The 22,893-nt window shown below is 37.6% G+C and carries 23 protein-coding genes; 5 read left to right on the forward strand and 18 right to left on the reverse strand.

What is annotated here, in order from left to right; genetic code table 11:
• Window positions 1-178: 178 nt before the first annotated feature.
• The 5 genes from RR876_RS14260 to RR876_RS14280 all read right to left on the reverse strand — a co-directional run bounded on the left by RR876_RS14260 (window position 179) and on the right by RR876_RS14280 (window position 2,923).
• Window positions 179-364 carry a zf-HC2 domain-containing protein gene (locus tag RR876_RS14260; RefSeq protein ID WP_332478077.1) on the reverse strand — a complete coding sequence of 62 codons (186 nt, stop codon included), beginning with the start codon at window positions 362-364 and terminating at the stop codon, window positions 179-181.
• Window positions 358-978 carry an RNA polymerase factor sigma-70 gene (locus RR876_RS14265; protein WP_332478078.1) on the reverse strand — a complete coding sequence of 207 codons (621 nt, stop codon included), beginning with the start codon at window positions 976-978 and terminating at the stop codon, window positions 358-360. Before RR876_RS14265 ends, RR876_RS14260 begins: the two co-directional genes overlap by 7 nt.
• A complete protein-coding gene (locus tag RR876_RS14270; protein WP_332478079.1) occupies window positions 975-1,733 on the reverse strand; it encodes a putative DNA-binding domain-containing protein in 759 nt (252 codons plus the stop codon). The genes RR876_RS14265 and RR876_RS14270 overlap by 4 nt, the downstream gene beginning before the upstream one ends.
• Window positions 1,684-2,544 (reverse strand): DUF692 domain-containing protein, encoded by an 861-nt coding sequence (locus tag RR876_RS14275; RefSeq protein ID WP_332478080.1) that lies wholly within the window; start codon window positions 2,542-2,544, stop codon window positions 1,684-1,686. The genes RR876_RS14270 and RR876_RS14275 overlap by 50 nt, the downstream gene beginning before the upstream one ends.
• Before the next feature lie 70 nt (window positions 2,545-2,614).
• On the reverse strand, window positions 2,615-2,923 hold the full coding sequence (locus RR876_RS14280; protein WP_332478081.1) for a hypothetical protein: 309 nt from the start codon (window positions 2,921-2,923) through the stop codon (window positions 2,615-2,617).
• A 157-nt stretch (window positions 2,924-3,080) separates the two neighbouring features.
• Here RR876_RS14280 and RR876_RS14285 point away from each other — a divergent pair, with 157 nt between their 5' ends.
• Both RR876_RS14285 and RR876_RS14290 read left to right on the forward strand, forming a co-directional pair.
• Window positions 3,081-3,686, forward strand: a complete 606-nt coding sequence (locus tag RR876_RS14285; RefSeq protein ID WP_332478082.1) for a DoxX family protein — start codon at window positions 3,081-3,083, stop codon at window positions 3,684-3,686.
• A 652-nt stretch (window positions 3,687-4,338) separates the two neighbouring features.
• Window positions 4,339-4,779: a helix-turn-helix domain-containing protein gene (locus RR876_RS14290; RefSeq protein ID WP_065388207.1), complete on the forward strand. Its 441-nt coding sequence runs from the start codon at window positions 4,339-4,341 to the stop codon at window positions 4,777-4,779.
• Between the two features lie 50 nt (window positions 4,780-4,829).
• On the opposite strand, the gene RR876_RS14295 is transcribed toward RR876_RS14290, so the two are convergent.
• From RR876_RS14295 to RR876_RS14310, 4 genes are read right to left on the reverse strand one after another with little or no spacing between them, the layout of a single operon-like run.
• Window positions 4,830-6,083 carry an NADH:flavin oxidoreductase/NADH oxidase family protein gene (locus RR876_RS14295; protein ID WP_332478083.1) on the reverse strand — a complete coding sequence of 418 codons (1,254 nt, stop codon included), beginning with the start codon at window positions 6,081-6,083 and terminating at the stop codon, window positions 4,830-4,832.
• Between the two features lie 9 nt (window positions 6,084-6,092).
• Window positions 6,093-6,479: a helicase gene (locus RR876_RS14300; RefSeq protein WP_332478084.1), complete on the reverse strand. Its 387-nt coding sequence runs from the start codon at window positions 6,477-6,479 to the stop codon at window positions 6,093-6,095.
• A 52-nt stretch (window positions 6,480-6,531) separates the two neighbouring features.
• Complete coding sequence (locus RR876_RS14305) at window positions 6,532-7,395, reverse strand: alpha/beta hydrolase (RefSeq protein ID WP_332478085.1); 864 nt, start codon at window positions 7,393-7,395, stop codon at window positions 6,532-6,534.
• A gap of 39 nt (window positions 7,396-7,434) precedes the next feature.
• Window positions 7,435-8,310, reverse strand: a complete 876-nt coding sequence (locus tag RR876_RS14310; RefSeq protein WP_332478129.1) for an alpha/beta hydrolase — start codon at window positions 8,308-8,310, stop codon at window positions 7,435-7,437.
• Window positions 8,311-8,735: 425 nt separating this feature from the next.
• On the opposite strand from RR876_RS14310, the gene RR876_RS14315 reads away from it, so the two are divergent.
• Complete coding sequence (locus RR876_RS14315) at window positions 8,736-9,734, forward strand: NADP-dependent oxidoreductase (RefSeq protein WP_332478086.1); 999 nt, start codon at window positions 8,736-8,738, stop codon at window positions 9,732-9,734.
• A gap of 407 nt (window positions 9,735-10,141) precedes the next feature.
• Here the strand turns inward: RR876_RS14315 and RR876_RS14320 are convergent, their stop codons facing one another.
• The 5 genes from RR876_RS14320 to RR876_RS14340 form a co-directional block, all read right to left on the reverse strand.
• The gene (locus RR876_RS14320) at window positions 10,142-10,453 is read right to left on the reverse strand and encodes a helix-turn-helix transcriptional regulator (RefSeq protein ID WP_259233936.1); all 312 of its coding nucleotides are present in this window, start codon (window positions 10,451-10,453) and stop codon (window positions 10,142-10,144) included.
• Complete coding sequence (locus tag RR876_RS14325; protein WP_332478087.1) at window positions 10,450-11,781, reverse strand: HipA domain-containing protein; 1,332 nt, start codon at window positions 11,779-11,781, stop codon at window positions 10,450-10,452. Before RR876_RS14325 ends, RR876_RS14320 begins: the two co-directional genes overlap by 4 nt.
• A 435-nt stretch (window positions 11,782-12,216) precedes the next feature.
• Window positions 12,217-13,470, reverse strand: coding sequence for a CaiB/BaiF CoA-transferase family protein (locus tag RR876_RS14330; RefSeq protein ID WP_332478088.1), 1,254 nt, complete (start codon window positions 13,468-13,470; stop codon window positions 12,217-12,219).
• 44 nt (window positions 13,471-13,514) lie between these two features.
• Window positions 13,515-14,921, reverse strand: a complete 1,407-nt coding sequence (locus RR876_RS14335; protein WP_332478089.1) for an MFS transporter — start codon at window positions 14,919-14,921, stop codon at window positions 13,515-13,517.
• A 234-nt stretch (window positions 14,922-15,155) separates the two neighbouring features.
• The gene (locus RR876_RS14340) at window positions 15,156-16,379 is read right to left on the reverse strand and encodes an acyl-CoA dehydrogenase (protein WP_332478090.1); all 1,224 of its coding nucleotides are present in this window, start codon (window positions 16,377-16,379) and stop codon (window positions 15,156-15,158) included.
• Window positions 16,380-16,621: 242 nt separating this feature from the next.
• Here RR876_RS14340 and RR876_RS14345 point away from each other — a divergent pair, with 242 nt between their 5' ends.
• On the forward strand, window positions 16,622-17,551 hold the full coding sequence (locus tag RR876_RS14345; protein WP_332478091.1) for a LysR substrate-binding domain-containing protein: 930 nt from the start codon (window positions 16,622-16,624) through the stop codon (window positions 17,549-17,551).
• Window positions 17,552-17,954: 403 nt separating this feature from the next.
• On the opposite strand, the gene RR876_RS14350 is transcribed toward RR876_RS14345, so the two are convergent.
• A complete protein-coding gene (locus RR876_RS14350; RefSeq protein WP_332478092.1) occupies window positions 17,955-18,185 on the reverse strand; it encodes a LysR substrate-binding domain-containing protein in 231 nt (76 codons plus the stop codon).
• Entirely contained in the window at window positions 18,160-18,345 is a 186-nt protein-coding gene (locus tag RR876_RS14355; protein ID WP_332478093.1) for a hypothetical protein, read from the reverse strand. Before RR876_RS14355 ends, RR876_RS14350 begins: the two co-directional genes overlap by 26 nt.
• Window positions 18,346-18,528: 183 nt before the next feature.
• Here RR876_RS14355 and RR876_RS14360 point away from each other — a divergent pair, with 183 nt between their 5' ends.
• Window positions 18,529-18,837 carry a hypothetical protein gene (locus tag RR876_RS14360; protein ID WP_332478094.1) on the forward strand — a complete coding sequence of 103 codons (309 nt, stop codon included), beginning with the start codon at window positions 18,529-18,531 and terminating at the stop codon, window positions 18,835-18,837.
• Between the two features lie 87 nt (window positions 18,838-18,924).
• On the opposite strand, the gene RR876_RS14365 is transcribed toward RR876_RS14360, so the two are convergent.
• Together RR876_RS14365 and RR876_RS14370 are read right to left on the reverse strand one after the other, a co-directional pair.
• The gene (locus tag RR876_RS14365; RefSeq protein ID WP_332478130.1) at window positions 18,925-20,622 is read right to left on the reverse strand and encodes a hypothetical protein; all 1,698 of its coding nucleotides are present in this window, start codon (window positions 20,620-20,622) and stop codon (window positions 18,925-18,927) included.
• A 316-nt stretch (window positions 20,623-20,938) separates the two neighbouring features.
• Window positions 20,939-22,009, reverse strand: a complete 1,071-nt coding sequence (locus tag RR876_RS14370) for an AraC family transcriptional regulator ligand-binding domain-containing protein (RefSeq protein ID WP_332478095.1) — start codon at window positions 22,007-22,009, stop codon at window positions 20,939-20,941.
• Window positions 22,010-22,893: the final 884 nt, after the last annotated feature.

Here is a 22,893-nt window from a genome sequence, read left to right on the forward strand (position 1 = left end):
TATTTTTGATTTAATCATTAAGATAAACCCAGTAGATGTGAACAAAGCGTGAAAATTAAATAGTGAAATTTAGTATTTAGTAAAGCTCTACTTTAATTCCTATTAAAGCAACTCACTAGTGTCATCTGTTACATGTTTATACGTTCAGGTATCTTTAATGTGAAACAGTCGACTTTACCTACTTACCGTCGTCAAACTTTTTAAACTCTTTGGAAAGCTGACTAAGTGTTTTGACTTGCTTTCCATAACGACGACATGAACGGCATGCCAACAAATGAATTTGTAAATTAGTCTGTTCTAGAAACAGAAGTGGTCTGTCTAATCTTTCAGATAATAATTGGGTGGCTTGGCGACACGTTAGCATGAGCAATCCTCCTTCAATAACCATTTATTTTCTAAGCATTCACGTAATCTTGTTCGACTTCTATACATAAGTACATTTAAGTTAGTAACAGTAATTCCGAGCTTTTCACAAATTTCATCTGAACTCAGTTCAATCATTTCTCTAAGCATAAAAACTTGTGCATATTTGGCTGGTAAGTGATTCAAACAGGCATTAAAAATGATCCAAAAATCTTTTTGCTCCAACATCTCTTCTGGACTAGGCCAAGCTTTAGGTGCTTCATATTTATGCCAATGTCCGGACGCATCAAATAACGCATCTATACTTAATTCGCTTTCCTCATCATTAAACAACTCACTCATCGTCATCAAACGAGATTTTTGTCGAATTAAATCAATAATTTTGTTTTTTAAAATAGCAAAAACCCATGTTTTAAAAGCTGCCCGCCCAGTAAAAGAATCAATATGTTGGTATGCACTGGCTAATGCTTCTTGAACAGCATCTTCAGCAAGTTGAAATGAGGACAATTGTAAAATGGCAAACTTCAACATTTGTTGTCTTAGGTCGATTAAAAAGGCTGGGCTTTGCAGTTGTTGCAATATTTCCTCATCTCTATTTGCTGGCTCTGCGCTCATCCCTTTTCCTCATCATTGTTATTGGGAGCATCTAACAATTTCAATCGAGTTAATAACACTTTTAACTCATAGACCTGTATTTGGATCTGGGTGTTAGAAAAATCAGGGAATATCGCTTTTATTAAATTTTTAATGTCTTGTTCAACTAACTCTTGTTGATTGAGTTGTTCAATGACCACTGCAAATAAAGCAGATAAGGTTTCTATGCAGATATGATCTTGATCATTTCGCCATACCATGATGACACTCGGCATATGCTCAATTTCAGAAATGCTCATACGTGACGACCATTGATAGACTGGATATTGATAAACGAGCACCCAGACTTGGGTTTTTAATTGCCATTTATCCTGCAAAGTCACCTTTTTTTTTGCAATTTCAACGGTATCTAAATAGAGTTCAAGCCATTCAAACTGTAAGAGCTCAGCTAACCATGGGTATTCTTTTAAACTAGGATGCTGGCAATCTGTCAAATACTCTCTAAATTGTAAAGAAATATCATTATAAAACGGTGAACCGCATTTCGCTTTTTGAAAAAATTCATTCAATAGCTTTTGCCACTGTAACTCAGGCAACATTGCTTGAGTCACTGGATAAACTACTTCAATAAAAGAACAAACATTATTAAAAAGTAAATCTCGATAAATCTGCATTCTTTCCGCAGGAAGTGCTTTCGGCAATTCAGATTGAGGCGAACGAATCCAGTTACAAAACTGCTGCTGCGTCGCTTGGAAAGATATTTGCTCTATTTTCATTACCGCCCTCCTGCTGCATTATTGTAATTCTGGTCATTTCATCTTCTAACTCTTGCCATGATGGAATATTAAAATCACGCTCAAGTAAGGTTGGCTTTACCCCGCAGACTTGATAAGTATGTTGCAATAATTGCCAAACAGAATCACACACTTCTGCGCCATGCGTATCAATCAATAGATCTTGTTCAACTTGTTCATGTCCCGCAATATGTATATAACGAATCCGCTCTTTTGGCATTGCTCGAATAAAGGCGTAGCCATCACTGCCATGATTTATACTGTTTACATAGACATTATTCACATCAAGTAGTAATTCACAGTCAGCTTGCTGAAGCACTTCAGAAACAAAATTGGCTTCACTCATCTCAGCATTTGGCATTAAATAGGTTGAGACATTTTCAATCACCAACCTTTTTCCTAAAATATCTTGGACACGTAAAATACGTTCAGCCACATATTTGACCGCAGCGTCTGTCATTGGAATCGGCATCAAGTCGTATAAGTAGCCACTATCATGTGTATAGCTTAAATGTTCAGAATAAATCGGGACATTATAATCTGCTAAGAAACTTTTAATCTGTTGAATAAATTCAATATTGAGCGGATGAGGTCCTCCAATCGATAAAGATAGTCCATGACATATTAAAGGTGCTTTTTCTACGCATCGTGCTAATAGCTTTGCATGCCGCCCCCCAAAACCCATCCAATTTTCAGGTGCAATCTCTATAAAGTCAGGAGCTTTTTCAGCACTAAGAAATTCATCTATAAAATCCCTTCTTAGCCCAAGTCCTACACCTGCTAAATCAACCATAGTGATACTCCAATTTTGGAAATGATGCCGACTATGTGATCCATAGCGACATCATCTTCTAACTGATTGACTATTTAGCGCCACATTTGCCATCAGCAACTTTTTTATCAGCTCCACATTTCGCATCTGCTGCTTTCTTGGTTGCACCACATTTACCGTCTGCTGATTTTTTATCAGCGCCACATTTTGCTTCAGTGGTCTTTTCGTGTTTATGCATTTTATTTGCACCACACTTAGCTTCACCACATTTGCCATCAGCCACTTTACTTGCATGTGTTTCTGTCGTATGCGTAGTTGTTGCTGCGGATACTTGAGTTGCACCAACTACAGATAACGCTAATAGTGCAGCAACTGATGTGATTGAGTTTAATTTGTTCATTTTTCTATTCCTTTAATATAATTTCACGGTTTGTACTTAGGTACTATGGTTAGACGACTTAAACTGACATTTATTACAGTCCAAATTAAAAATTATGTAAGAAACACCGTTATCACCCGACTAATGACTATTCAATCGCATTGGGTGTGAAATTTTCATGAACAACGTTATCTATCTTTTATCAGAAAAATACCGAAAATTTTGTAGTGTCATAAAACATGGTGATGGTATTGCAGCACTTGCACTAAGACTTTATTTAGTTCCGATATTCTGGATGGCGGGTACAAATAAATTTACCCATTTTCAAGATACAGTCGAATGGTTCGGTAATATTGATTGGGGTTTAGGTCTACCATTTCCTACACTGCTGGCAGCACTCGCAACTTCGACTGAAATTATGGGGGCTATTCTCTTAGCAGTAGGTTTATTAACTCGATTCATCAGTATTCCACTCATTATCACCATGTTAGTTGCTATCGTTACGGTACATTTACCCAATGGATGGCAAGCAATTGCTGATCCCAATGCTCCATTTGCTAGTGCTGAGGTGATTTCTTCGTCTGAAAAGTTAGAAAAAGCTCGTCAGATCTTAGAAACATATGGAAATTATGACTGGTTAACTTCAAGTGGATCATTTGTCATCTTGAATAATGGTATTGAGTTTGCAGTAACTTACTTAGTCATGCTCATAGCGTTAATTGTACTTGGCGGTGGACGCTATCTAAGTTTGGATTACTGGGTGAAATATCTAATGTCACGTTAAATATACTTTGGAATATAAAGGTATCTAATAACCAATAACTAGCAAAACTTTGGACACATGTAATCTAATTTCAACATAAAATAAAAACTTTAGCTTGATGGAGTAAATGTATTGGAATTTTGAAAAACAGTCAGATTTCTATGCTACTCATCAATGGGAGACAATATTCAAATTCTTGTGAACTTATGGCGCATAAGATATAAAACAACCATTCCTGATACCAATATTATTGAACTTTAAGGTTGTGAACACTGCATGCTTTGGGGGATGTGTACTTCTTAATATTATTGTCTTATTTTTAGGATCAAACCTACTTTATATATCATGTTCATGAACCAGTGAAAATTATGCAATAAACATTATTAATTTAAACATATGAGATTATTAAATAATAATGTATAAAAAGTTATGAAGTTAACTTTAAGTAAGATCAGTTAAATAGATAACATTTGAAATTTAGTTCATTAATACTAATATGTTAAGTTTTATTCGTCTTTATATCAAGTTTTACATAATAGAATTTATGACAACCTATTACAGCAAAAATAGAAGTTATTGATGAATAGCCCTTCTTTAAAAAGTAAAGCATAGTTGAATAAGTAAGAGTGTGTTACTATTGTTTCAGTAGTTACTTTTAAATTTATTAATTCTTATGAGTAAAAATACCAATCTTGAAATCTGCCCAATTGCGAGAAGCCTATCCGTTCTAGGTGATGCTTGGAGCATGCTGATATTACGAGATGCACACTCAGGTTTCTCACGATTTGATCAATTTCGTAAAAGCTTAGGTATTGCGCCTACAATGCTAACTAAACGCTTATCCGTTTTGGTTGATGAAGGATTGCTTGAAAAAAGACAATATTCAGAACATCCTCCACGTGAAGAATATGTACTCACTCAAGCAGGCCAAGATTTTCTACCAGTTCTATTTGTAATTGGAGCATGGGGACGTAAACACAAACCTTATGAGCATCCTGAAGAAATGGTTAAGTTTCTTGATGCTGAAAATGGTACTGAAATTGAACCAATCGTAATTGATCAGGTAACTGGTGCGGAAATTGGTACACGACTTATTCGCCAACAAGGTGAATAAAGCTAACAAGCACCCTTTCTGGGTGCTTTTTTATAGCTTCAACGAGTAGTTTATGATTTTATCCGGGTCCGTTGTGTCGCATACGTTCCCCAACCACTACGTAAAACAGATTTAATAAATGCCCATAAACCGCTTTCTTTAGGCTTTGGTGCTTTACCTTGAGCAATACGGTTAAGTTGTTGGGTATACCAAAGAACTTCCATAATACCAAGACTATCGATTTTTTTAATTCCTGTTTTGATAGGTTGAACCTTTTGTTTGCTATCCGTTCCTACTAACAAATATTTTGCTGCATCTGGGTCTATTGCCATCAGTCTTGCAATTCCGACCACATCAAATGCATTGGATTTTAGCGCTTGATTCATTCCCTCTGCACTTCTAAAACCACCTGTAAGCATTAATGGTGTTGTTACATACTTTCTCACCTTTTCAGCAAAATCGATAAAAAATGCTTCACGCGCAATGGTTGAAGATTTCTGTGGTGCTTTAGCTACACCAGATTCGTAAGTACCACCTGAGATTTCGATCAGATCAATCCCTGCGACTGCTAATGCTTTAATGACTTCTAAAGAATCTTCATCAGTAAATCCGCCTTTTTGAAAATCAGCGGAGTTGAGTTTAATGGCGATTGGAAAATCTGTACCGACTTGCTTGCGAATCTCTTGATAAACTTCCATTAGGAATTTACGACGTTTTTCAGGTGTACCACCCCACTCGTCATTTCTTAAGTTGTGTAATGGAGATAAAAACTGATTAATCAAATAGCCATGTGCAGCATGGATTTCAACACCACTAAATCCAGCATTTTTGCATATCACCGCACTACGACCAAAGCGTTGAATGATCTCTATGATCTCGTCATGAGTTGCTTCATCTGGAGTCGCAAATAAAGATTGCATTTCAACCCCAAATGGCACTGCCGATGCAGAAATGTTACGTGCATTTAAGCCTTTCGGGGATTGTTTTCCCGGATGGTTGAGTTGCGCCCACAATTGAGAGCCTTGCTCGGTAACGCTTTTCGCCCATTTCTGTAAAATTTCAAAATCACGCTCATCTTCAATGACAACATTCCCTAGTTCACCTAAGGCACGTCGATCAATCATAATATTACCCGTGATAATCATGCCAATTCCTGATGAAGCCCAACGCTGATATAACCGTATATGCTTTTCAGTTGGATTATTGGAATAGGTCGCTAGGGTTTCACTGGTCGCTGCTTTAGCCAACCGATTTGGAATCACCACACCATTCGGTAACGTTAAAGGCTGATTCAGGAGGTTTGTTTTTAATTGCAAATGAGTCATGCACTTCGCTCACACAGTGGAAGATGATTGAGAATAAGGTTGAATAAAGTCCACTAAACTTTGAAACCACATTACATCTACAAAGTTTCCAGTAATCACAAGATCCTCTGTTCTAAGAGCAGTTAGAAACGTATTGATACTATCTTTGGCTGATAGCACAGCAAAACCTGTACTGCCATTCTTAAAAGTGAATGTAAAACTTGGCGATTTGATTCGTCCTGCGTGAGAGCTTATCTTGCCATTTTTAACTTCAAAATAACGCCCTTCACCACTTGCCGTCTGGATTTGGAATGTGACATTTTTATCTTTCACGTATGAAGCACATTTCGGATTGGTTTTCACAGCCCGTTGTAACAGCTTAGTCAGCATCCACAGTAATAATTTAAATTTCATCATTTTAGCTCTCAGTTCATCAATATATAAAAAACACTAAGGAAATTCTGATCGATTACTCACCTAAAAACTGTATGGCATGCTTCACGAATCGTTCTGGATATTGAAACTGTGCGCCATGCCCTGCATCGGGATAAATAAACAGCTGTGCATTTGGAATATTAAGTGCCATCTGATAGGCATTGATGGTCGGAATCATCACATCATCCACACCATTGAGGATAAAAGTTGGCTGTTTAATCTCACGTAAATGAGCAAATGGATCTTGTTCATCAAGTTTCGGTAAAAAGTGCATATTGGCTTCAATCTGAGCCTGCATCACGTCGACTGAACTTGCTGGATCCTGATCTTTACGTTGATGGCGACGTTGCCAAAAATCACGACCTGCTTGAATTGCGGCTTTTGATCGACCAAAGAATAAAAATAGAAAGTCCTCTTCGGAAGGTACTGCACTGGTTGCATACTTCAAGACCAAAGCAGGTACATCTGGATCATCACCACGTGGTTTTCCACCTCGTGGACCTGTACCCAAAAGCATTAATTTTCTGACCAGTTCAGGATGACGACGTACTAAATCCTGTGCCTGAAATCCTCCCAGTGAGAATCCAAGTAGATCCACTTGGTTTAAATCCAATGCACAAATTACTGCGGCAGCATCATCAGCCATATCTTCAATGCGAGTGCGTGGCTGACCTGTGGATGAAGCGACACCACGACCATTAAACAAAATGACTTCTCGCCCTGCTGCTAACCCATCTGTAATCAATGGATCCCAATTGTCCAAACCGCCTCGGAAATGCTGAAGAAAAAATAAAGGAGGTTGCTCTGTATTTGCATTGCCCCAGCGACGATAGGCAAAAGTTGCTCCATTAACTTCTATAAACTGGGTTTCAGCTGTTTGATGTGTAATTACAGTCATCTTCATTGTCCTCATTTAAATATCTGATTGGGTCTAAATTTATTTAGCTAAGAACGTGAGCGATTGTTTTACAAAATCTTGATTAAACTGAAATATTCCGCCATGACCTGCATCTGGATAGATAATGAGCGAGCTATTTGGGAGGCGTTTTGCTAAGTCGTAGGTATTCACTGTTGGAACCATACGGTCATGATCACCGTTGGCAACTAAGACAGGTTGTTGAATAACTGAAAAGTCAGCTGGTTTCTTATTTCCCCATTTTTTCAATGCTTTAAGCTGGGCACGATATGCAGAAATGGTAATCTCTTTGTCACGATTTTCAGTGCGTTCATTTATACGCTGCACAAATTCTTTTGCAGCAGCTTTGCCATTATCTGTACGCGTAAAAAATAAATAAACTTTAGGATCTTGACGAGTCGTCATACCACGAACTAAATCCCAATTTGAAACTCGCCCCACTGTACTAATTCCAGTACCACCCGCAGGTCCAGTTCCCGATAAAATCATTTTACGAATCAAGTTTGGTTGTTTAAGAACGATCTCTTGCGAAATCATGCCACCCATTGAAAAACCAAATAAATCAACCTGTTTAAATCCTTTTGCTTGAATAAATGTAATCGCATCATCAGCCATTTGTTCAATGGACTTTGCTGGCTCACCAGTTGATGCGCCGACACCACGATTATCAAAAATAACGACATGATGTTTTGCTGCAATACCATCAATGATTCGTGGATCCCAATTATCTAAGACAGCAGCTAAATGATTGAGAAAAATGATAGGCGTTCCACCATTTTGTTGACCATATTCTCGGTATGCGAAGCTAACACCATCAGCTGAAATAAATTGAGTTGGAACAGTTGTCCATTGATATTGTTTTTCCGTCATTACAATCGCTCCTGAATTCTGAGTCATAGCTGTATTTACATCGGCATAGATTGAACTTGATACAGCTAAAGCCATTGAAATCAGACTTTTTTTGACTAAGCCACGCATGATGAATTTCCTAAAGTAAGATTAATATCTAAACCGCTACCCTAAGAATAAGAACCTCATACTTTTGAAATCATTCATATCTTGAGCTGGTCTATGCACTCTTCAATAGGAAATAACATTGTAACTATCGAATTAGTACTAACAGTACAGGATTAATTTTGAATAGTTACTATCTTTTCAGTATCAACTAATCATTTTTTAGATTATGATAAAAAAATAAATATTGTTGATGACTCAATTCAAGTTTTAATCGAAGAGTCTGATATGCACCCTAATCTGAAAATTTAATGTAGATTTACATACGTAAAACATTAAAACAAAAAGCAAACCAATTGAGGTCTTATATGAAAGCAGCCTATATTAACCGCTACGGCAATATTGATGATGTTCAACTCGATGAACAATCTAAACCACCGATTACAGAGAATGATGTACTTGTTAAAATACATGCAGCAAGTATTAATCCTCTGGACTTAAGGGTTTTAGAAGGTGAATTTAAGGCCATTCAGCCTGTTAAGTTTCCTTTTATTTTAGGCAATGATTTTGCAGGTACAGTTGTCCAAGTTGGCGCAAATGTTAAACAGTTTAAAGCTGGTGATGAGGTGTATGCCAAGACTGATCAAAATGGTGCTTTTGCTGAATATACTGTCGTTCATCAATCTTCGTTGGCGCTAAAACCTCAAAATATTTCGATGGAACTCGCAGCTTCTCTTCCACTTGTTTCATTGACTGTATGGCAGGCCTTGGTTGAAATTGCGAAAGTTCAAGCAGGACAAAAAGTGCTTATTCATGCAGGTTCTGGCGGTGTTGGCTCAATTGCTATTCAGCTTGCGAAACACTTAGGTGCGACTGTTGCGACGACTACGAGTGGTAAAAATGCACAATGGGTCAAAGCATTAGGTGCAGACATTATCATTGATTATAAAACGACTGATTTTGAACAAGAACTCAAAGACTATGACGTAGTCTTAGACACGCAAAGCGGAAAAATTTTAGAGAAATCTCTAAATGTTCTTAAAAGTGGTGGTCGTATTATCAGTATCTCTGGTCCACCTGATCGTGAGTTTGCAGAAGCAATCCATGCAAATTGGTTATTGAAATGTATTATTCCTCTTTTAAGTTGGTCGATCCGAAATAAAGCCAAAAAGAAAGGAATTACTTATTCATTTTTGTTTATGCAGCCGAATGGACTACAGCTATCTGAAATTTCAAAGTTAGTTGAGTCTGGAAAAATAAATCCAATTGTTGATAAGACATATGCATTTACAGAGATTAAAGATGCTTTCCAATATGTGAATACTGGACGAGCAAAAGGTAAAGTCGTCTTAAAAATTGCAGAATAAATTCAGGGAAAATAGAAAATGGCATCTTTTGATGCCTTTTTCTCAATAAACGAGAGTAGGCTTCAATCGAATGAAAGAGATTATGGTTTTAAGCTTAGTTTTAATAAAAATCTTAGGTTCATGAACCATCTTATTTTAAGTAAATTAATTTATCCAAATAAACCATTGAAACTAAAATATAAATTTTAATAATTTATTATTAACTAGAACTCAGGTCAACATAAGTTAAATAGAATATCCAAGACTGTAGCCTACGCAACTCAGTTGGTGCTACAGCTCGACATCGTGAATTCCAGTAAAATTATATTCACGATGCCGAGTACGCTAATGAACATAATATACGTTATGCCGAAATCTACGCGCGCAGCCTATCGATGTGATGATCAAAATAGCTTCAATCTTAAGTTTTAATCACTAGATGGCTGAATAATCTTGTGAACGATATGCTCATGTGTGGGTACGAGGCCGGCTTTTAAGCCAAGTGGTTTAAACACCTTATCTAACACGACCTGAGTCAGTTGACCTTTATCCTGCTCAATGTCTGTTAAAGTACGCCGACTGATTCCAACCATTGCTGCATATTTTTCTTGAGATAGTCCCAATACATTTTTGCGCAAGTGGCTCAGCAGTTGCCCCAAGGTAATTTTACCGAATAAATATTGCGTATATAAATCAATGAGCAATTGCTGACGGTCAAGTGGCTGATTTTCCTTTTTCATAATAGCTCCCATCGACTCAATTTGGCTTCAATAAAGTCATATCCTAGACCTGGCATATCTATAATCGTTTGGGGAACACCTCTATTGATTAATTGCTGTTTGAGACCAATAAGTTTGCTCGCCAATGTTTTCAATGTACTTAAAGATATTTGTGGTTCACACCAATGTGCAAGATTTCGACTAATACTTTCCCAGCGGTATTCCCCTCCTTCTTCATACGGACTTCCCCATGTTGTTGATCTCATTACAACTTCTGGATCGGCTTTCATTGGGGCAAAGTCGTAAATTGGAGCAAGAAATATTCGTCCTGATTTTTTTAAGAATGACGTATTACGGCCGTGATTATCTGAGTTACCAAAAATGATATTCAGCAAATCCCTTTGTAACCACTCACAAACGAATTGCGAAGAATCAAAGTTTTTGTCCACCGATTTTAATAAGGTACAAAGCGCGTCTATGACCTCAAAATGATTCAAATGGCTCCCTGATGTTTTATTCAATACGGAATAAACTGACTCAAGCCCGAATCTATGCCATTGTTGATTACGCCACTCTGTGTCAAATCTCGGCAGCCATAACGAAGGGTATTTCTGACCTTCAATCAGCTTCATCTGAGAAGTTTCAATTGTTGTAAACCCAAGTTCATTCAGGGCATGATAAAAATGATATTCTGCTCTCAATATATCGCAATCTATTGCACTACGCTTATTTCGAGGGAATTTAACTAGATAATGCTGATCTGGTTCATCAAAAGAATTTTGATAGGCATCAATCCAAACTTGCTGATCCTTTGACACGCGAATCAGTAGTTTTGGAGCCTCACCACCTGCACCAGTTGCACCACCACTAATTGCACCCATTTGTTGTGCATATTCGAGAAAATCAATATTCCGTTCCGTAACATCATCAGTAGTGAACTTGCGTAAGTGCAATGTTGATTCTGGATTGATTGGTGGAACTGATTCCTTAACTCTTAGATTCCCTACAGGAGCAATTGTGCCCTTTTCTAATAAAGTAAAATCTTGTTCTGCTGGCGAAAGTTTTTGCAGACCTAGATATTGCACTAAATAACGTCGAGCAGCACCAGATGGCACAATATCATCTAAAAAACTAAACCAGACTTTCGATTCATGTTGAATGAGAATCTGAACAGGAAGTGCTAAGCTACATGCATGTTCATCTCTCTTATCTAGATAAGAAATGGCATATTCTAATTCGTAGGATAACTCACTCGCACTTGCAGAACCTTTATGTGGTTCTAGTATCTTGAGTTCTGCTATATCTAGCCATTCTGTATCGAGAAGAGCTTGGATCGTTAATTTTTCCATAGATAGAAATGAGCAAACATTTTCTCAAAAATATCATAAAATCAAAAAAATGAGAATATATTTGCGCATTTTTATGGTGGTTTAAATTAAATGAGCAAATATTTGCTCAATCAATAGCTGCGGTTTCTTGTAATACTACAAATATAGAGCTCGTCCACATAAGACAGTAAACAAAACATGTGCCTTAAGATCTCTAATAGTAGACTTGATCTGGTAATGGTTTATACGAGTGCGATTCCAGATGAAAAATGAAGCCACGTTGCTGGCGAGCGATTCTGTGAAGTAACCATTCTTGGCTTCAATTGTGAATGCTTCATCGGTATAGACTTCTCTAAAATTGAAGTCTTTGAGGCAACTTCAACATCCGACTGCCTCATGTCTGGATACTTGGAGCAGCCCAAATTTAATGGGTACATTTATCTATTGAATACATATTCAAGCAACCGAATCGTCATTTAAAATATTTATTGAACTATCAATAACACCTTTAGCTTGTAAAGAAGCAAGCTCTTCTCGGGTTTTAAACTGTAATAAAATCTTTAGCGTATGTTCACCCAACTGTGGCGCAGCATGCTTATATTCAACCGGTGTATTGGATAACTTTATCGGTGAACCAATCATTTTAAATTGATCATTCAACGGATGTGCAACATCCACCACCATATTCCGAGACTGAATTTGTGGTTCATGCAGTGCATCTTCTATCGAGTTAATCACCCCGACCGGCACTTTTACTGCATGAATTGCCGCTACCCAATCTTGTGCATTTTTAGTCAAGAAGTACTCTGACAGTAATGAAATCAATTCATCACGATGCTTAACCCGATCCTGATTATGTTGGAACTTTTTATCTTCTAATAATTTAGGAAGCTCAATGGCAATGCACAAATCTTTAAACTGCTTATCATTGCCACAGGCGATAATAAACTCTTTATCTTTGGCTTTAAATGTTTGATAAGGAACAATATTTGGATGATTATTTCCCATGCGCTTTGGAGCAATACCAGAAGTTAAATAATTCATGCCCTGATTGGCCAGTGTAGCCACCTGTACGTCTAATAAGGATAAATCGATATATTGCCCACAACCAGTGTGTTGGCGTGCCAGTAAAGCCGCCTGAATGGCAACGGTTGCATACAGCCCCGTTTGAATATCGACCACAGCTACACCGACTTTTTGTGCACCGCCACCGGGTAACTCATCCTTTTCACCTGTAATACTCATTAATCCGGACATACCTTGAATAATAAAGTCATACCCCGGCTCTTCTGCACGCGGTCCAGTTTGGCCGAATCCAGTAATTGAGCAATAGACCAAGTTTGGATTAAGCTGATTTAAAGATGCATAATCTAAGCCGTATTTTTCCAATGAGCCTGCTTTATAGTTTTCAATCACTACATCGGCAGTTTTAGCAATTTCACGAATCAGTTCCTGCCCTTGTTCAGTTGCAATATCGATAGCAACTGAATATTTGTTGCGGTTGGTACACTGGTAATAGCCCGATTCACGGGTGGCAGCACCCTGATTATCCAGCATCCACGGTGGTCCCCACATACGGGTGTCATCTCCCACTTTTGGACGTTCAATTTTAATCACTTCAGCACCTAGATCTGCCAAAATCTGTCCACACCATGGACCTGCTAGTACGCGGCTTAAATCCAGTACCCGTATTCCTTGTAATGCACCCATGTTCTACTCCAAAAGCCAGCAGAGGAAGCTGCTGGCCATTTTTATTATTTAGCGGTAATAGTTTTGTTGATTACTTCCACGCTACTCGACGTTTTCTCTTCCGTATTTGTGACCGTCACTAATGAAGATTGCTGTGGATCATACTGCCGTTCACGGATAAACAAGCCTGGAATAACACCCGCAATAAAGTAGGCTGTACCCATTACAATAAATGCCATAGTGAATGAACCACCTGCCGCAATAATCCCGATGGTAGCAGGTGCAATCGCAGCACCTAAACGTCCCATGTTATACGCACCGCCAATGGCTGTACCACGAACATCGGTCGCGAAGGTTTCCGCCATATAGGTTGCATTTACACCGTATGGAATTCCATAGAGGAAACCAAAGGTAATTAATAAATAAGCAATATTGCTTGGTGTATTGTAGAAAATAATCACTGGTAAAAATGCGGCTGTCGCAACTGTACCAAAGACAAAAGTTACCCGACGACCCAATTTATCTGCGGCATAGCCTGCAATAATTTTCCCTAGAATCATTGCTGTATATGCACCTACCATATAGCCTGTTAAAGCTTTGAAGTTCATATTCAGTTCTGTTTCTAAATAGGTTGGCATCCAGTTATTGACACCGTAGTAGCCAAATTGTAAGAAGGCAGCCGTGGTCATCCACAGTAAAAACATTTTGCGGTGCTGAGTATGGCCAAAAATACGTTTATACACACTTTCAGAGGGAGCTTTTGCAGTGATTGCTTCAGTTGTAGGCTCAATTTTCAATTCTTTGCGTTTAAATTGTTCTATTTTTGCTTCTTGCCAAGATGCAGGTTCAGGTACAAAACGCATGAAAATAAGTGCAAATGCTGCTGGAACAATCGTGACATAAAACAACATACGCCAGCCATGATCAGGAATAATTGCGCCCGCCAACAACGTCGCCACGATATAACCAATGGTTTGACCTGTCTGTAATGTGCCTAAAACGGTGGTGCGATACTTTGTTGGTACATATTCAGCCATCAGTGTATTACACGCCATGTATAACGAACCTAATCCAAATGCGCCAATAAACCGCAAAATCATGAACTGCTCATAAGTTTGAGTGAAGCCCAGAATACAGGTCATAATTGAAAAGAAAACCACAGACCAGGCGATAGTTTTGACACGACCGAATTTGTCACATGCCCATCCACCTGTAATTCCACCAAACGCCATCCCTGCTAGTGATGAACTTCCTAGCATACCAGCTTGAAATGAAGTTAGACCGAACTCAGACTTTAAACTGGTCAAGCTGAATGACAACAGCATGATGTCGACACCATCTATTACCAATGAAATAAATGCAAAAACAAATGCAATTTTCCATGTGTTTTTATGAATACGGTGCACTGTACCTATATTGGATGGCAATTTTCTGCTGAGCGTTCCTGCTTCAGCTTGTATATCATTATTCATTTCCATATCCCTCATTTTCCCAAATGAGTCATCGGCAGTCCTATTATTTCTCTACATTTGCCTTAGGTTCTTTATTATTTTTCTATTGTCCCATTTGAACTTTAAGCCTGAAAATGCACAGATTTACAAGAATGTTTCACGATGAATCCTTTAATTTAAGTTAATTATTGATTTTTTGAGACAAAAAAGTCTCAAGGATGCCTATAAATAAACATCCTGAATTGAAGAACTAAATTAGTTACCGAATGCGGCAATTCCGGTTTGTGCACGTCCTAAAATTAACGCATGCACATCATGGGTACCTTCATAGGTATTGACTACTTCTAGATTAACCAGATGACGAGCTACGCCAAATTCATCAGAGATCCCGTTACCGCCCATCATGTCACGTGCCAGACGTGCAATATCTAGAGCTTTACCACAGTTATTACGCTTAATTAAAGACGTACCTTCGACTGATGCAATACCTTCATCTTTCATACGACCAAAACGTAAAGCCACCTGTAAACCGAGTGCAATTTCAGTTTGCATATCGGCCAGTTTCTTTTGGATCAACTGATTGGCAGCAAGTGGTCGGCCAAACTGTTTTCGATCTATGGTGTATTGATGTGCCGTATGCCAGCAGAACTCTGCTGCGCCCATGGCTCCCCAAGCAATCCCGTAACGCGCACTGTTCAGACAGGTAAATGGACCTTTTAAGCCACGGACTTCTGGAAATGCATTCTCTTCTGGTACAAACACGTTATCCATCACAATTTCACCAGTGATCGATGCGCGTAAGCCAACCTTGCCATGAATCGCAGGCGCTGAAAGCCCTTCCCAGCCTTTTTCCAAAATAAACCCGCGAATGTCACCGACATTACCCTCAGCGGATACTTCCTTGGCCCAGACCACGAATACATCTGCTATCGGACTATTGGTAATCCACATTTTTGCGCCAGTTAAGCGGTAACCGCCATCGACTTTTTTGGCACGGGTAATCATGCTGCCCGGATCAGAACCATGATCTGGTTCAGTCAAGCCGAAACAGCCAATATATTCCCCTGTGGCTAATTTTGGTAAATACTTCTGTTTTTGTTCTTCAGAACCAAATTCATGAATCGGCACCATGACCAGTGAACTTTGTACGCTGGCCATTGAACGATAACCTGAATCGACACGCTCGACTTCACGTGCAATCAGGCCATAGCTGACATAATTTAAACCAGCACCACCGTACTGTTCAGGAATGGTTGGACCCAGCAACCCTAATTCACCCATTTCACGAAAAATAGCTGGATCGGTTTTTTCATGGCGGAACTGCTCTAATACCCGTGGCATCAACTTGTCTTGACAGTAAGCAGCTGCTGCATCACGAATCATGCGCTCTTCTGAACTGAGTTGCTGTTCTATCATGAACGGGTCTTGCCAGTTAAAATTTGATTTACTTACTTTCTTAGAATTTACCATTTGATTCATAGTGTCCTCACCAGCCTTTAAGTCCATGTGTTGTATTATTCTTGGATTGACTGTATGCGTGAATCGTCTTTCTTTCAAACAATAAATATGCATGCAGTTATGCGTTTTCCGCATACTTTATTTAATTTAAAATTCTTAAACTTAAATTATCAGGATGATTGAAGGTTTTTACACTTAAGTTGTATAGTCATAACATAATGATATGTAATTTATTGATATCTTAATATTTTCAAGGATGATCTATGCGCCGCAGAATTCCTTCTTTGCAAGCACTTTTATGTTTTGAATCGGCAGCACGTCATGCTAGCTATACGCATGCATCCCAAGAACTGTTTTTAACTCAAAGTGCTGTTTCTAGACAAATACAGCAGTTAGAAAGTTATTTAGATGTTCCCTTATTTACCCGAACACGCCATGGCGTAGAATTAACATATGTAGGCCAACAATATTTCAAAAGTATTACGCCCTATTTAAGGGGGTTAGAACAGACCACACTAGATGTTATTGCGCACAAAGGACAAGGAGGTACTTTAAAACTAGGAGTGGTGCCTACATTTGCTACACGCTGGTTGTTGCCAAAGTTACAAACCTTTAATCAGCTCTATCCTGAAATTACTGTCCATTTAGAAACTAGTACACGACCTTTTTTATTTAATGACCATATTCTAGATGCTGCTATTTATGCGGGTACACCCCAACAGATTGAACAATGGCCAGGTACATGTAGCCACTTTTTAATGCATGAAGATGTGGTTGCCGTATGCGCACCCAGCTTAATTACACACTATTTTCCTGATGCTACGATGATTAATATCAATAGCTTTGATTTAAGTGCACAACAATTGATAGAACTTCCGTTGTTACAACAAACAACAAGACCTCATATTTGGGAGGAATGGTTTAATCTCCATCCAATAAAGCACCCTAACCCTAACCATGGTCAACGTCATGAATTATTTTCAATGTTAGCCGTTGCAGCTAATCATGGTATGGGAATGGCGTTAATTCCACAAATGCTTATCAAAAAAGAATTACAAAAAAAGGAATTAGTTATGGTTTCGACTAAAAAACTAGAAAAAAAGCGAGCTTATTATTTAGTGCATTCCAGTCAGGAAAATTCGCCACTTATTGAAAAATTTGTTGGATGGATACAACAAGAAGTGAAAGAATAAGTAGCCACTATAAGTTTATTTTACACAAGATAAATATTGACGTGATTGGTAATTAAAGTTGAGTATATACTGCCTCTATTATTTCATGAAAAACATTATATATGATTGATTTAAAATAAGTTTTTATAAATATCAATGATTTCTCGATAAAAATCTGGTTGCTTTAAATCAATAATATTGATATTTCTATCTTTTAATTTATTCATACCAATATCTGGAATCAAGGCACTCCTAGATTTTTCTCCACCATTCTTATAATTGCTTCAATTTCGTCTACTTCAAAAAATTCATTTGTTTTAATTTGATTTCTAGTTAAATAATTTTCTACAACTTTACCTCCAAATGAACAATAGTCATAATGTATAAAGGGATTGCTTTTTAAACTTTCAATGGGGTGATTTTCTTAGATATTATTTGGTGTAATGAGTAGAATGGGCTCTTTCTTTAAAGTGTAATAACTAAATTCATCCGGGATTTCAAAATTAGGCTTAATAATAATTGCATGGTCAATTTCATTTTTTCCAAGTTGATGGAGTAAATTGAGCGAGACTCCTAGCATGAATTTAATTTTTGCTTTAGGAAAGTGTTTACATAGTTCTTCGAGTATTTCAGGCAAAATATTGGATTGAAGCAATAGCTCCTATCTTAATTTCATCCGTAAAGTCTGCCAGACACTCAGGTTGTTTCATCTTATTTACGAGTTCAAGAACTTTTTCAGCTAAAGCAAGTACACGTAATCCTTCACTATTAAATTGAACAGTTTTTCCATTTCTTTCAAAGAGTTTAATCCCCAAATAAGATTCTAAAGATTTGATTTGAGCACTAACAGCAGCTTGTGTAAGGCCTACATTCTGACCAGTAGCACTAAATGAACCATATTTTTGATTGCTATAAGAGTTTTGAGCTCATGAAACATATTATCTGCATTCCATTTAATAATAAAAGCCAATCCATGCAGAAATTATACACTTTGCTCTATGAATCATGTATTAGTGTCTTACGATGGGGGCACAGGAGCTACAGATGTTGCGTTAGAGAGAATTGGGAAAAAGAAAAATGTTGTGATGTCCATTACAAGCTTTCTTTTATTAGCTGATATTCTTAAAAATAGTGATTGGATAGCTGTTGCTCCACATTATTTATTAGAGAAAGATTCAGGTATTACTTCCAAAAAACCACCAATCGAAGTTGGTGGTTATAATAAATTAATGGCATGGCATGAAAGAACACACCATGATTCTATACAACACTGGTTTAGAGATTTCCTTTTAAAAACCTGTTTATAAGATAGTCATAAATGCATGGCCTAGTTCAGCTATTCATCGAATAGCTTCAAGTGACTTTGTTGCAAAATCTATTAGTCATGTAACCTCTTATTGAGTCGCTGCAGGTGCATCTTCCACACCACTATTTATAGAATGAGAACATGTTAATTTGCCTTGATCACGAGCAGCTCTCCAAGCAATATAAGGTCCATCAATTTCAGCTTGAGAATGTTTTTGTAAAGCTAAAACTGAATCACCAATTGCTAACAACTGCTGACGCATTAGATTAAAATCAATAGCATCCTTACCAAATGATGGTGCCCACAGTGACCACGGGCCAGAGATGGTTGCCATTGTTGGAATCAAATTTTTATGTGAAGCATTACCAAGTCCACCAAAATCACACTGTTTCGGTAATCGGTCTGGAACAGGTACATCCTGACCTGTGCCAATAAAAACACTTGGTAATTTACGTCTTACCGCAGCATCTTCTGCAATTTTATGCATTAAAAGATGATCTTCAGGAACAAACCAGCCTTGTGGTTCTGCTCTGCCAGAAAATTCTAAGGTCCGGCCAAATTTACCATCTTGTCTAGGCTTTGCTAATATTTCACGAGTTCCAAGATGCTCTACAGCAAATACAAAATTGACTTTTTTCGCCTTATATTCTTCAGCGACTTTTTCCATATATCGATTGGTACCTTCTTTAGACATATGAAGATGAGCGGTATTAAATGCAAACTCATAAGTTTTTGGTCGACATTTCAGCGGTAATTTGGAAAAGTATTGTGCCAAAGCCACCATACCAGCAGCACCATTCTCCTGAACCCAAGTATTACCGTCTGTATTGGCAACAAAAATAACTTTTTCTTCACTCATTCCTGGTAGCGTTGCAGTTAAATTACGAGTCATGGCTTTATCTCGTTCTGCTTGAACAACGATACGTGCATCCGTTGTATTTGTTGCTAATGCTTTTATTTCGGCAAACTCATCCGATCCTAAGAAAACAGCCGGAAGTCGATAATGTAAACCGTTATGCGGATCAAAATAATCTTTCACTTGTTCCCGTGGTACATCAAAACCAAGAATCAGCCCCGCAGCTCCAACCTTGCCAGCAGCAACCAAATCACTGTGCATAAATCGCGCTGCTAAAAATGGCTTATCATATCTTTCAGTTCTTAGATCATTCAAAGCCGAACTAACATATTTTGCAAATTGAAATAAAAATGCGTAAGGCGGAGCCACAACATTAGCGTAATTAGGATCATCAGCTGTTGGAATTTCACGAACAATAATTTTTCCTTTATGCTCAGCAGTAATCGGCTGATTGGCAGCTAAATAAATCAACTGGCCTGTATTCCCTGTATTAGATGTACTCAATGAATACGGCACTGCTCCAGCAATCGGAATATCCTGACCATTGACAGATAGGCTTCCTGAGCGTGATAAGCTGCGTCCCTTTCCATTTTCAGCTTGCATCGTGGGTTGCCAGCGCTCAATTTCATAGCTGTCTGACTGTATTTGCATACCTGATATTTTTTTTGTTTCTACTTCAATCCAATCAATCAATTGATTATGTGCGTCGCTGCCTGTAGAACGAAATTGGCCAAGCTCTGGCCCGACTTGTACTAATTTTTCTAAAGCTGCTGCATCTGCAAATAGCGTTTCATCCATGATCGTTGGACATGTCTCTTCCACTTCAGGCAGTGTACTAAAGCCCTCCTCCTTATCATTTCCACAACCAGTAACCGCCAAACTAAGTAAAATAAGACCTAGAGGTTGTTTATAAACTTGATGCTTTTTCATATCTTTTCCTTGACGTTTACTCATCGCAACCTCTTGTATATGAAACAAATAGGTTTTTGACTTGCAGCTATATGAGTAATTTTTATGTATATATTCCTTTACCTGCTTACCAAATACTGTAAAAAACAGGCTTATCCAAGAACCAAACCTAATAGATCCTCTGAATTTTCACAAATAATGAACTTTTGAGAGAATCTATATGATCATTCTTCCAATAATATGATGAATCAAGAATAAAAAAATAACGCTTCTGAGTCAGAAGATTTCGAATTTAGGACAGCTCATTTAAAAAAGGGCCAAAATGACCAAAAAATGACTATATATTTAAATTATTTAATTTTTTACGGTATTGAGTTGGTGTTAAGTTTGTTTGCAGTCTAAACCATGTAATAAATGAATGACTGGTATAAAAACCAAGTGCCTTCGAAATAAATGCAACTGAATGTTGATAGTTCACCAAATAATTTTCAGCTAACTCGAATCGAACTTCATCTAATATCTTACTATAAGCATTTTCTTCTTGATGCAATTTTCTACTTAACGTCCTGACATTAACAGACAACTGCTCAGCAACATTTTCACGAGACAACCGCTCTTGGTGCAACAATAAATAAATTTGCGCTCTGACCTGTTCAGTAAAAGTTTTTTCAACTTTTTGTTGTTCTAGCAATTTTTGTGCAAATATTTTAACACTGTCATACAATCCAGAATTTGCTGTTTTTAATGGCATGTTCAATGATTTTGGTAGCAATAACAGTGCCGCTTCTTTTTGGTCAAAATAAACTGGACATCCAAAAAACTCATCATACATTTTTTGTAATTCTGGTGCGGCCAAAGTATGGCTAAAATGAACTGATTTTAGTAAAGAATCACCCTCATCTCGGACTAAGTGAACCAAACTGATCCACCAAGCCAAATTATATTCTGTAGCACAACGAATAAAAATAGGGTCTTTAGACCTGCACTTCCATTTCCAATACACGATATCGGGTTCTATTTGAATAGAAATATCACCGATACAACCAATTAAGGGTTGGAATTCTTTTAAGGTATATATTGCTTTACTTAAAGTTGAAGATAAAGGTACGAGGTGTCCTAAAACACCATAAGCTGTTGAATCCATCTTCTTAGAAAAAACTAAAGAAACCAATGGATTGTTTAAAATATTATAAGTATATGAAACCGCCTTCTCAAAATGACTGAGTGGAATACACTGATTTGAATCGCCTAATTGCTCTTCAGTAAAACCACCTTGTAAAAGAAGCTCCTTTCTATTGATTCCAAAAAAGGTTGCATGCTCAAGGAAATGATTAACAAGTCCTACAAGTACTTGACTTCCAAGAGTATCATCAATATTTTTTTGTAAATCAGTGATCATACTCATCATCCCAGATAATTAATCCCTCATTTATAGTTATTGTAAATCACAATATCAAAACAATTCAAACTTTTAACCCTCATAGAGATTAAAGTCTATCGTTTTATACTGATGAATGATAACGACTGAATTTTTACAAAAAATAAGGGAGCAGAAGCTCATCATCAACGATTAGCCAATTTAAACTCAATCCATTGGTTGGCTTCCCATGCTGAACATCCAACGCAACCAACTGTTAAATTTGTCTATTTGGTAAGTCTTGACTCTGACGCTAGAGGGATAAGCTTACTTAGAGCTTGCGTGCTTGCTATTGAAGGGCTAGAGGTAGCAGAGAATGGTCTTGCTCCCAAAGAGCGCATTCATATCAGACTATCTGGTGCTTTTGGTTGTCGTTATGTTCTTTCTAGTTTATTAAAGGTGGTTACACAATTCGACAAACTGGATTTAAATTAGAGGACTACACAGGTAGTGTAATGCCTATTCACGTGGTATGGCCAAAGTCACATTATTTTCAAGCTAAGACGTGCTGTTATTGAGATACTTAAAGTCTTGGCAAATCAAGCTGGTTCAGGATTCAAGCCGTAAAGCATTTGTAGATCAATTTGTTCAACAAGCTTTATTCTAAATATAGAATGTCACCACCCTCTTAGAAGAATTTTGTCTATTCTTAAGACTTTTTTAGTAGGAAAATATGCAATCATAGCTAGGTTCATGAACCAAATACTTTATAAGTTATCACTTTAGTTATCTAAGTAATTAAATTCATCGATTATTAAACATAAATTTAATCATGAACTAGATTTTCTATAAACATAAGCCGAAATCTACGCGCGCAGCCTATCGATGTGATGATCTAACTTGATAAAAAACTGTTTGAGCTGATCTATTTCTTT

Origin of the sequence: Acinetobacter sp. (assembly GCF_036666595.1) — a bacterium.
Lineage (GTDB): Bacteria > Pseudomonadota > Gammaproteobacteria > Pseudomonadales > Moraxellaceae > Acinetobacter.

Excerpts from the sequence above, each read along its gene's own strand:
- RR876_RS14265 (WP_332478078.1), bottom strand. The coding sequence starts at position 978 with ATGAGCGCAGAGCCAGCAAATAGAGATGAGGAAATATTGCAACAACTG.
- RR876_RS14315 (WP_332478086.1), top strand. The coding sequence starts at position 8,736 with ATGAAAGCAGCCTATATTAACCGCTACGGCAATATTGATGATGTTCAA.
- RR876_RS14270 (WP_332478079.1), bottom strand. The coding sequence starts at position 1,733 with ATGAAAATAGAGCAAATATCTTTCCAAGCGACGCAGCAGCAGTTTTGT.
- RR876_RS14280 (WP_332478081.1), bottom strand. The coding sequence starts at position 2,923 with ATGAACAAATTAAACTCAATCACATCAGTTGCTGCACTATTAGCGTTA.
- RR876_RS14305 (WP_332478085.1), bottom strand. The coding sequence starts at position 7,395 with ATGACTGTAATTACACATCAAACAGCTGAAACCCAGTTTATAGAAGTT.
- RR876_RS14300 (WP_332478084.1), bottom strand. The coding sequence starts at position 6,479 with ATGATGAAATTTAAATTATTACTGTGGATGCTGACTAAGCTGTTACAA.
- RR876_RS14330 (WP_332478088.1), bottom strand. The coding sequence starts at position 13,470 with ATGGGTGCATTACAAGGAATACGGGTACTGGATTTAAGCCGCGTACTA.
- RR876_RS14275 (WP_332478080.1), bottom strand. The coding sequence starts at position 2,544 with ATGGTTGATTTAGCAGGTGTAGGACTTGGGCTAAGAAGGGATTTTATA.
- RR876_RS14360 (WP_332478094.1), top strand. The coding sequence starts at position 18,529 with ATGAATCATGTATTAGTGTCTTACGATGGGGGCACAGGAGCTACAGAT.
- RR876_RS14335 (WP_332478089.1), bottom strand. The coding sequence starts at position 14,921 with ATGAATAATGATATACAAGCTGAAGCAGGAACGCTCAGCAGAAAATTG.
- RR876_RS14370 (WP_332478095.1), bottom strand. The coding sequence starts at position 22,009 with ATGATGAGTATGATCACTGATTTACAAAAAAATATTGATGATACTCTT.
- RR876_RS14340 (WP_332478090.1), bottom strand. The coding sequence starts at position 16,379 with ATGAATCAAATGGTAAATTCTAAGAAAGTAAGTAAATCAAATTTTAAC.
- RR876_RS14260 (WP_332478077.1), bottom strand. The coding sequence starts at position 364 with ATGCTAACGTGTCGCCAAGCCACCCAATTATTATCTGAAAGATTAGAC.
- RR876_RS14345 (WP_332478091.1), top strand. The coding sequence starts at position 16,622 with ATGCGCCGCAGAATTCCTTCTTTGCAAGCACTTTTATGTTTTGAATCG.
- RR876_RS14285 (WP_332478082.1), top strand. The coding sequence starts at position 3,081 with ATGAACAACGTTATCTATCTTTTATCAGAAAAATACCGAAAATTTTGT.
- RR876_RS14295 (WP_332478083.1), bottom strand. The coding sequence starts at position 6,083 with ATGACTCATTTGCAATTAAAAACAAACCTCCTGAATCAGCCTTTAACG.
- RR876_RS14310 (WP_332478129.1), bottom strand. The coding sequence starts at position 8,310 with ATGACTCAGAATTCAGGAGCGATTGTAATGACGGAAAAACAATATCAA.
- RR876_RS14290 (WP_065388207.1), top strand. The coding sequence starts at position 4,339 with ATGAGTAAAAATACCAATCTTGAAATCTGCCCAATTGCGAGAAGCCTA.
- RR876_RS14365 (WP_332478130.1), bottom strand. The coding sequence starts at position 20,622 with ATGAAAAAGCATCAAGTTTATAAACAACCTCTAGGTCTTATTTTACTT.
- RR876_RS14325 (WP_332478087.1), bottom strand. The coding sequence starts at position 11,781 with ATGGAAAAATTAACGATCCAAGCTCTTCTCGATACAGAATGGCTAGAT.
- RR876_RS14320 (WP_259233936.1), bottom strand. The coding sequence starts at position 10,453 with ATGAAAAAGGAAAATCAGCCACTTGACCGTCAGCAATTGCTCATTGAT.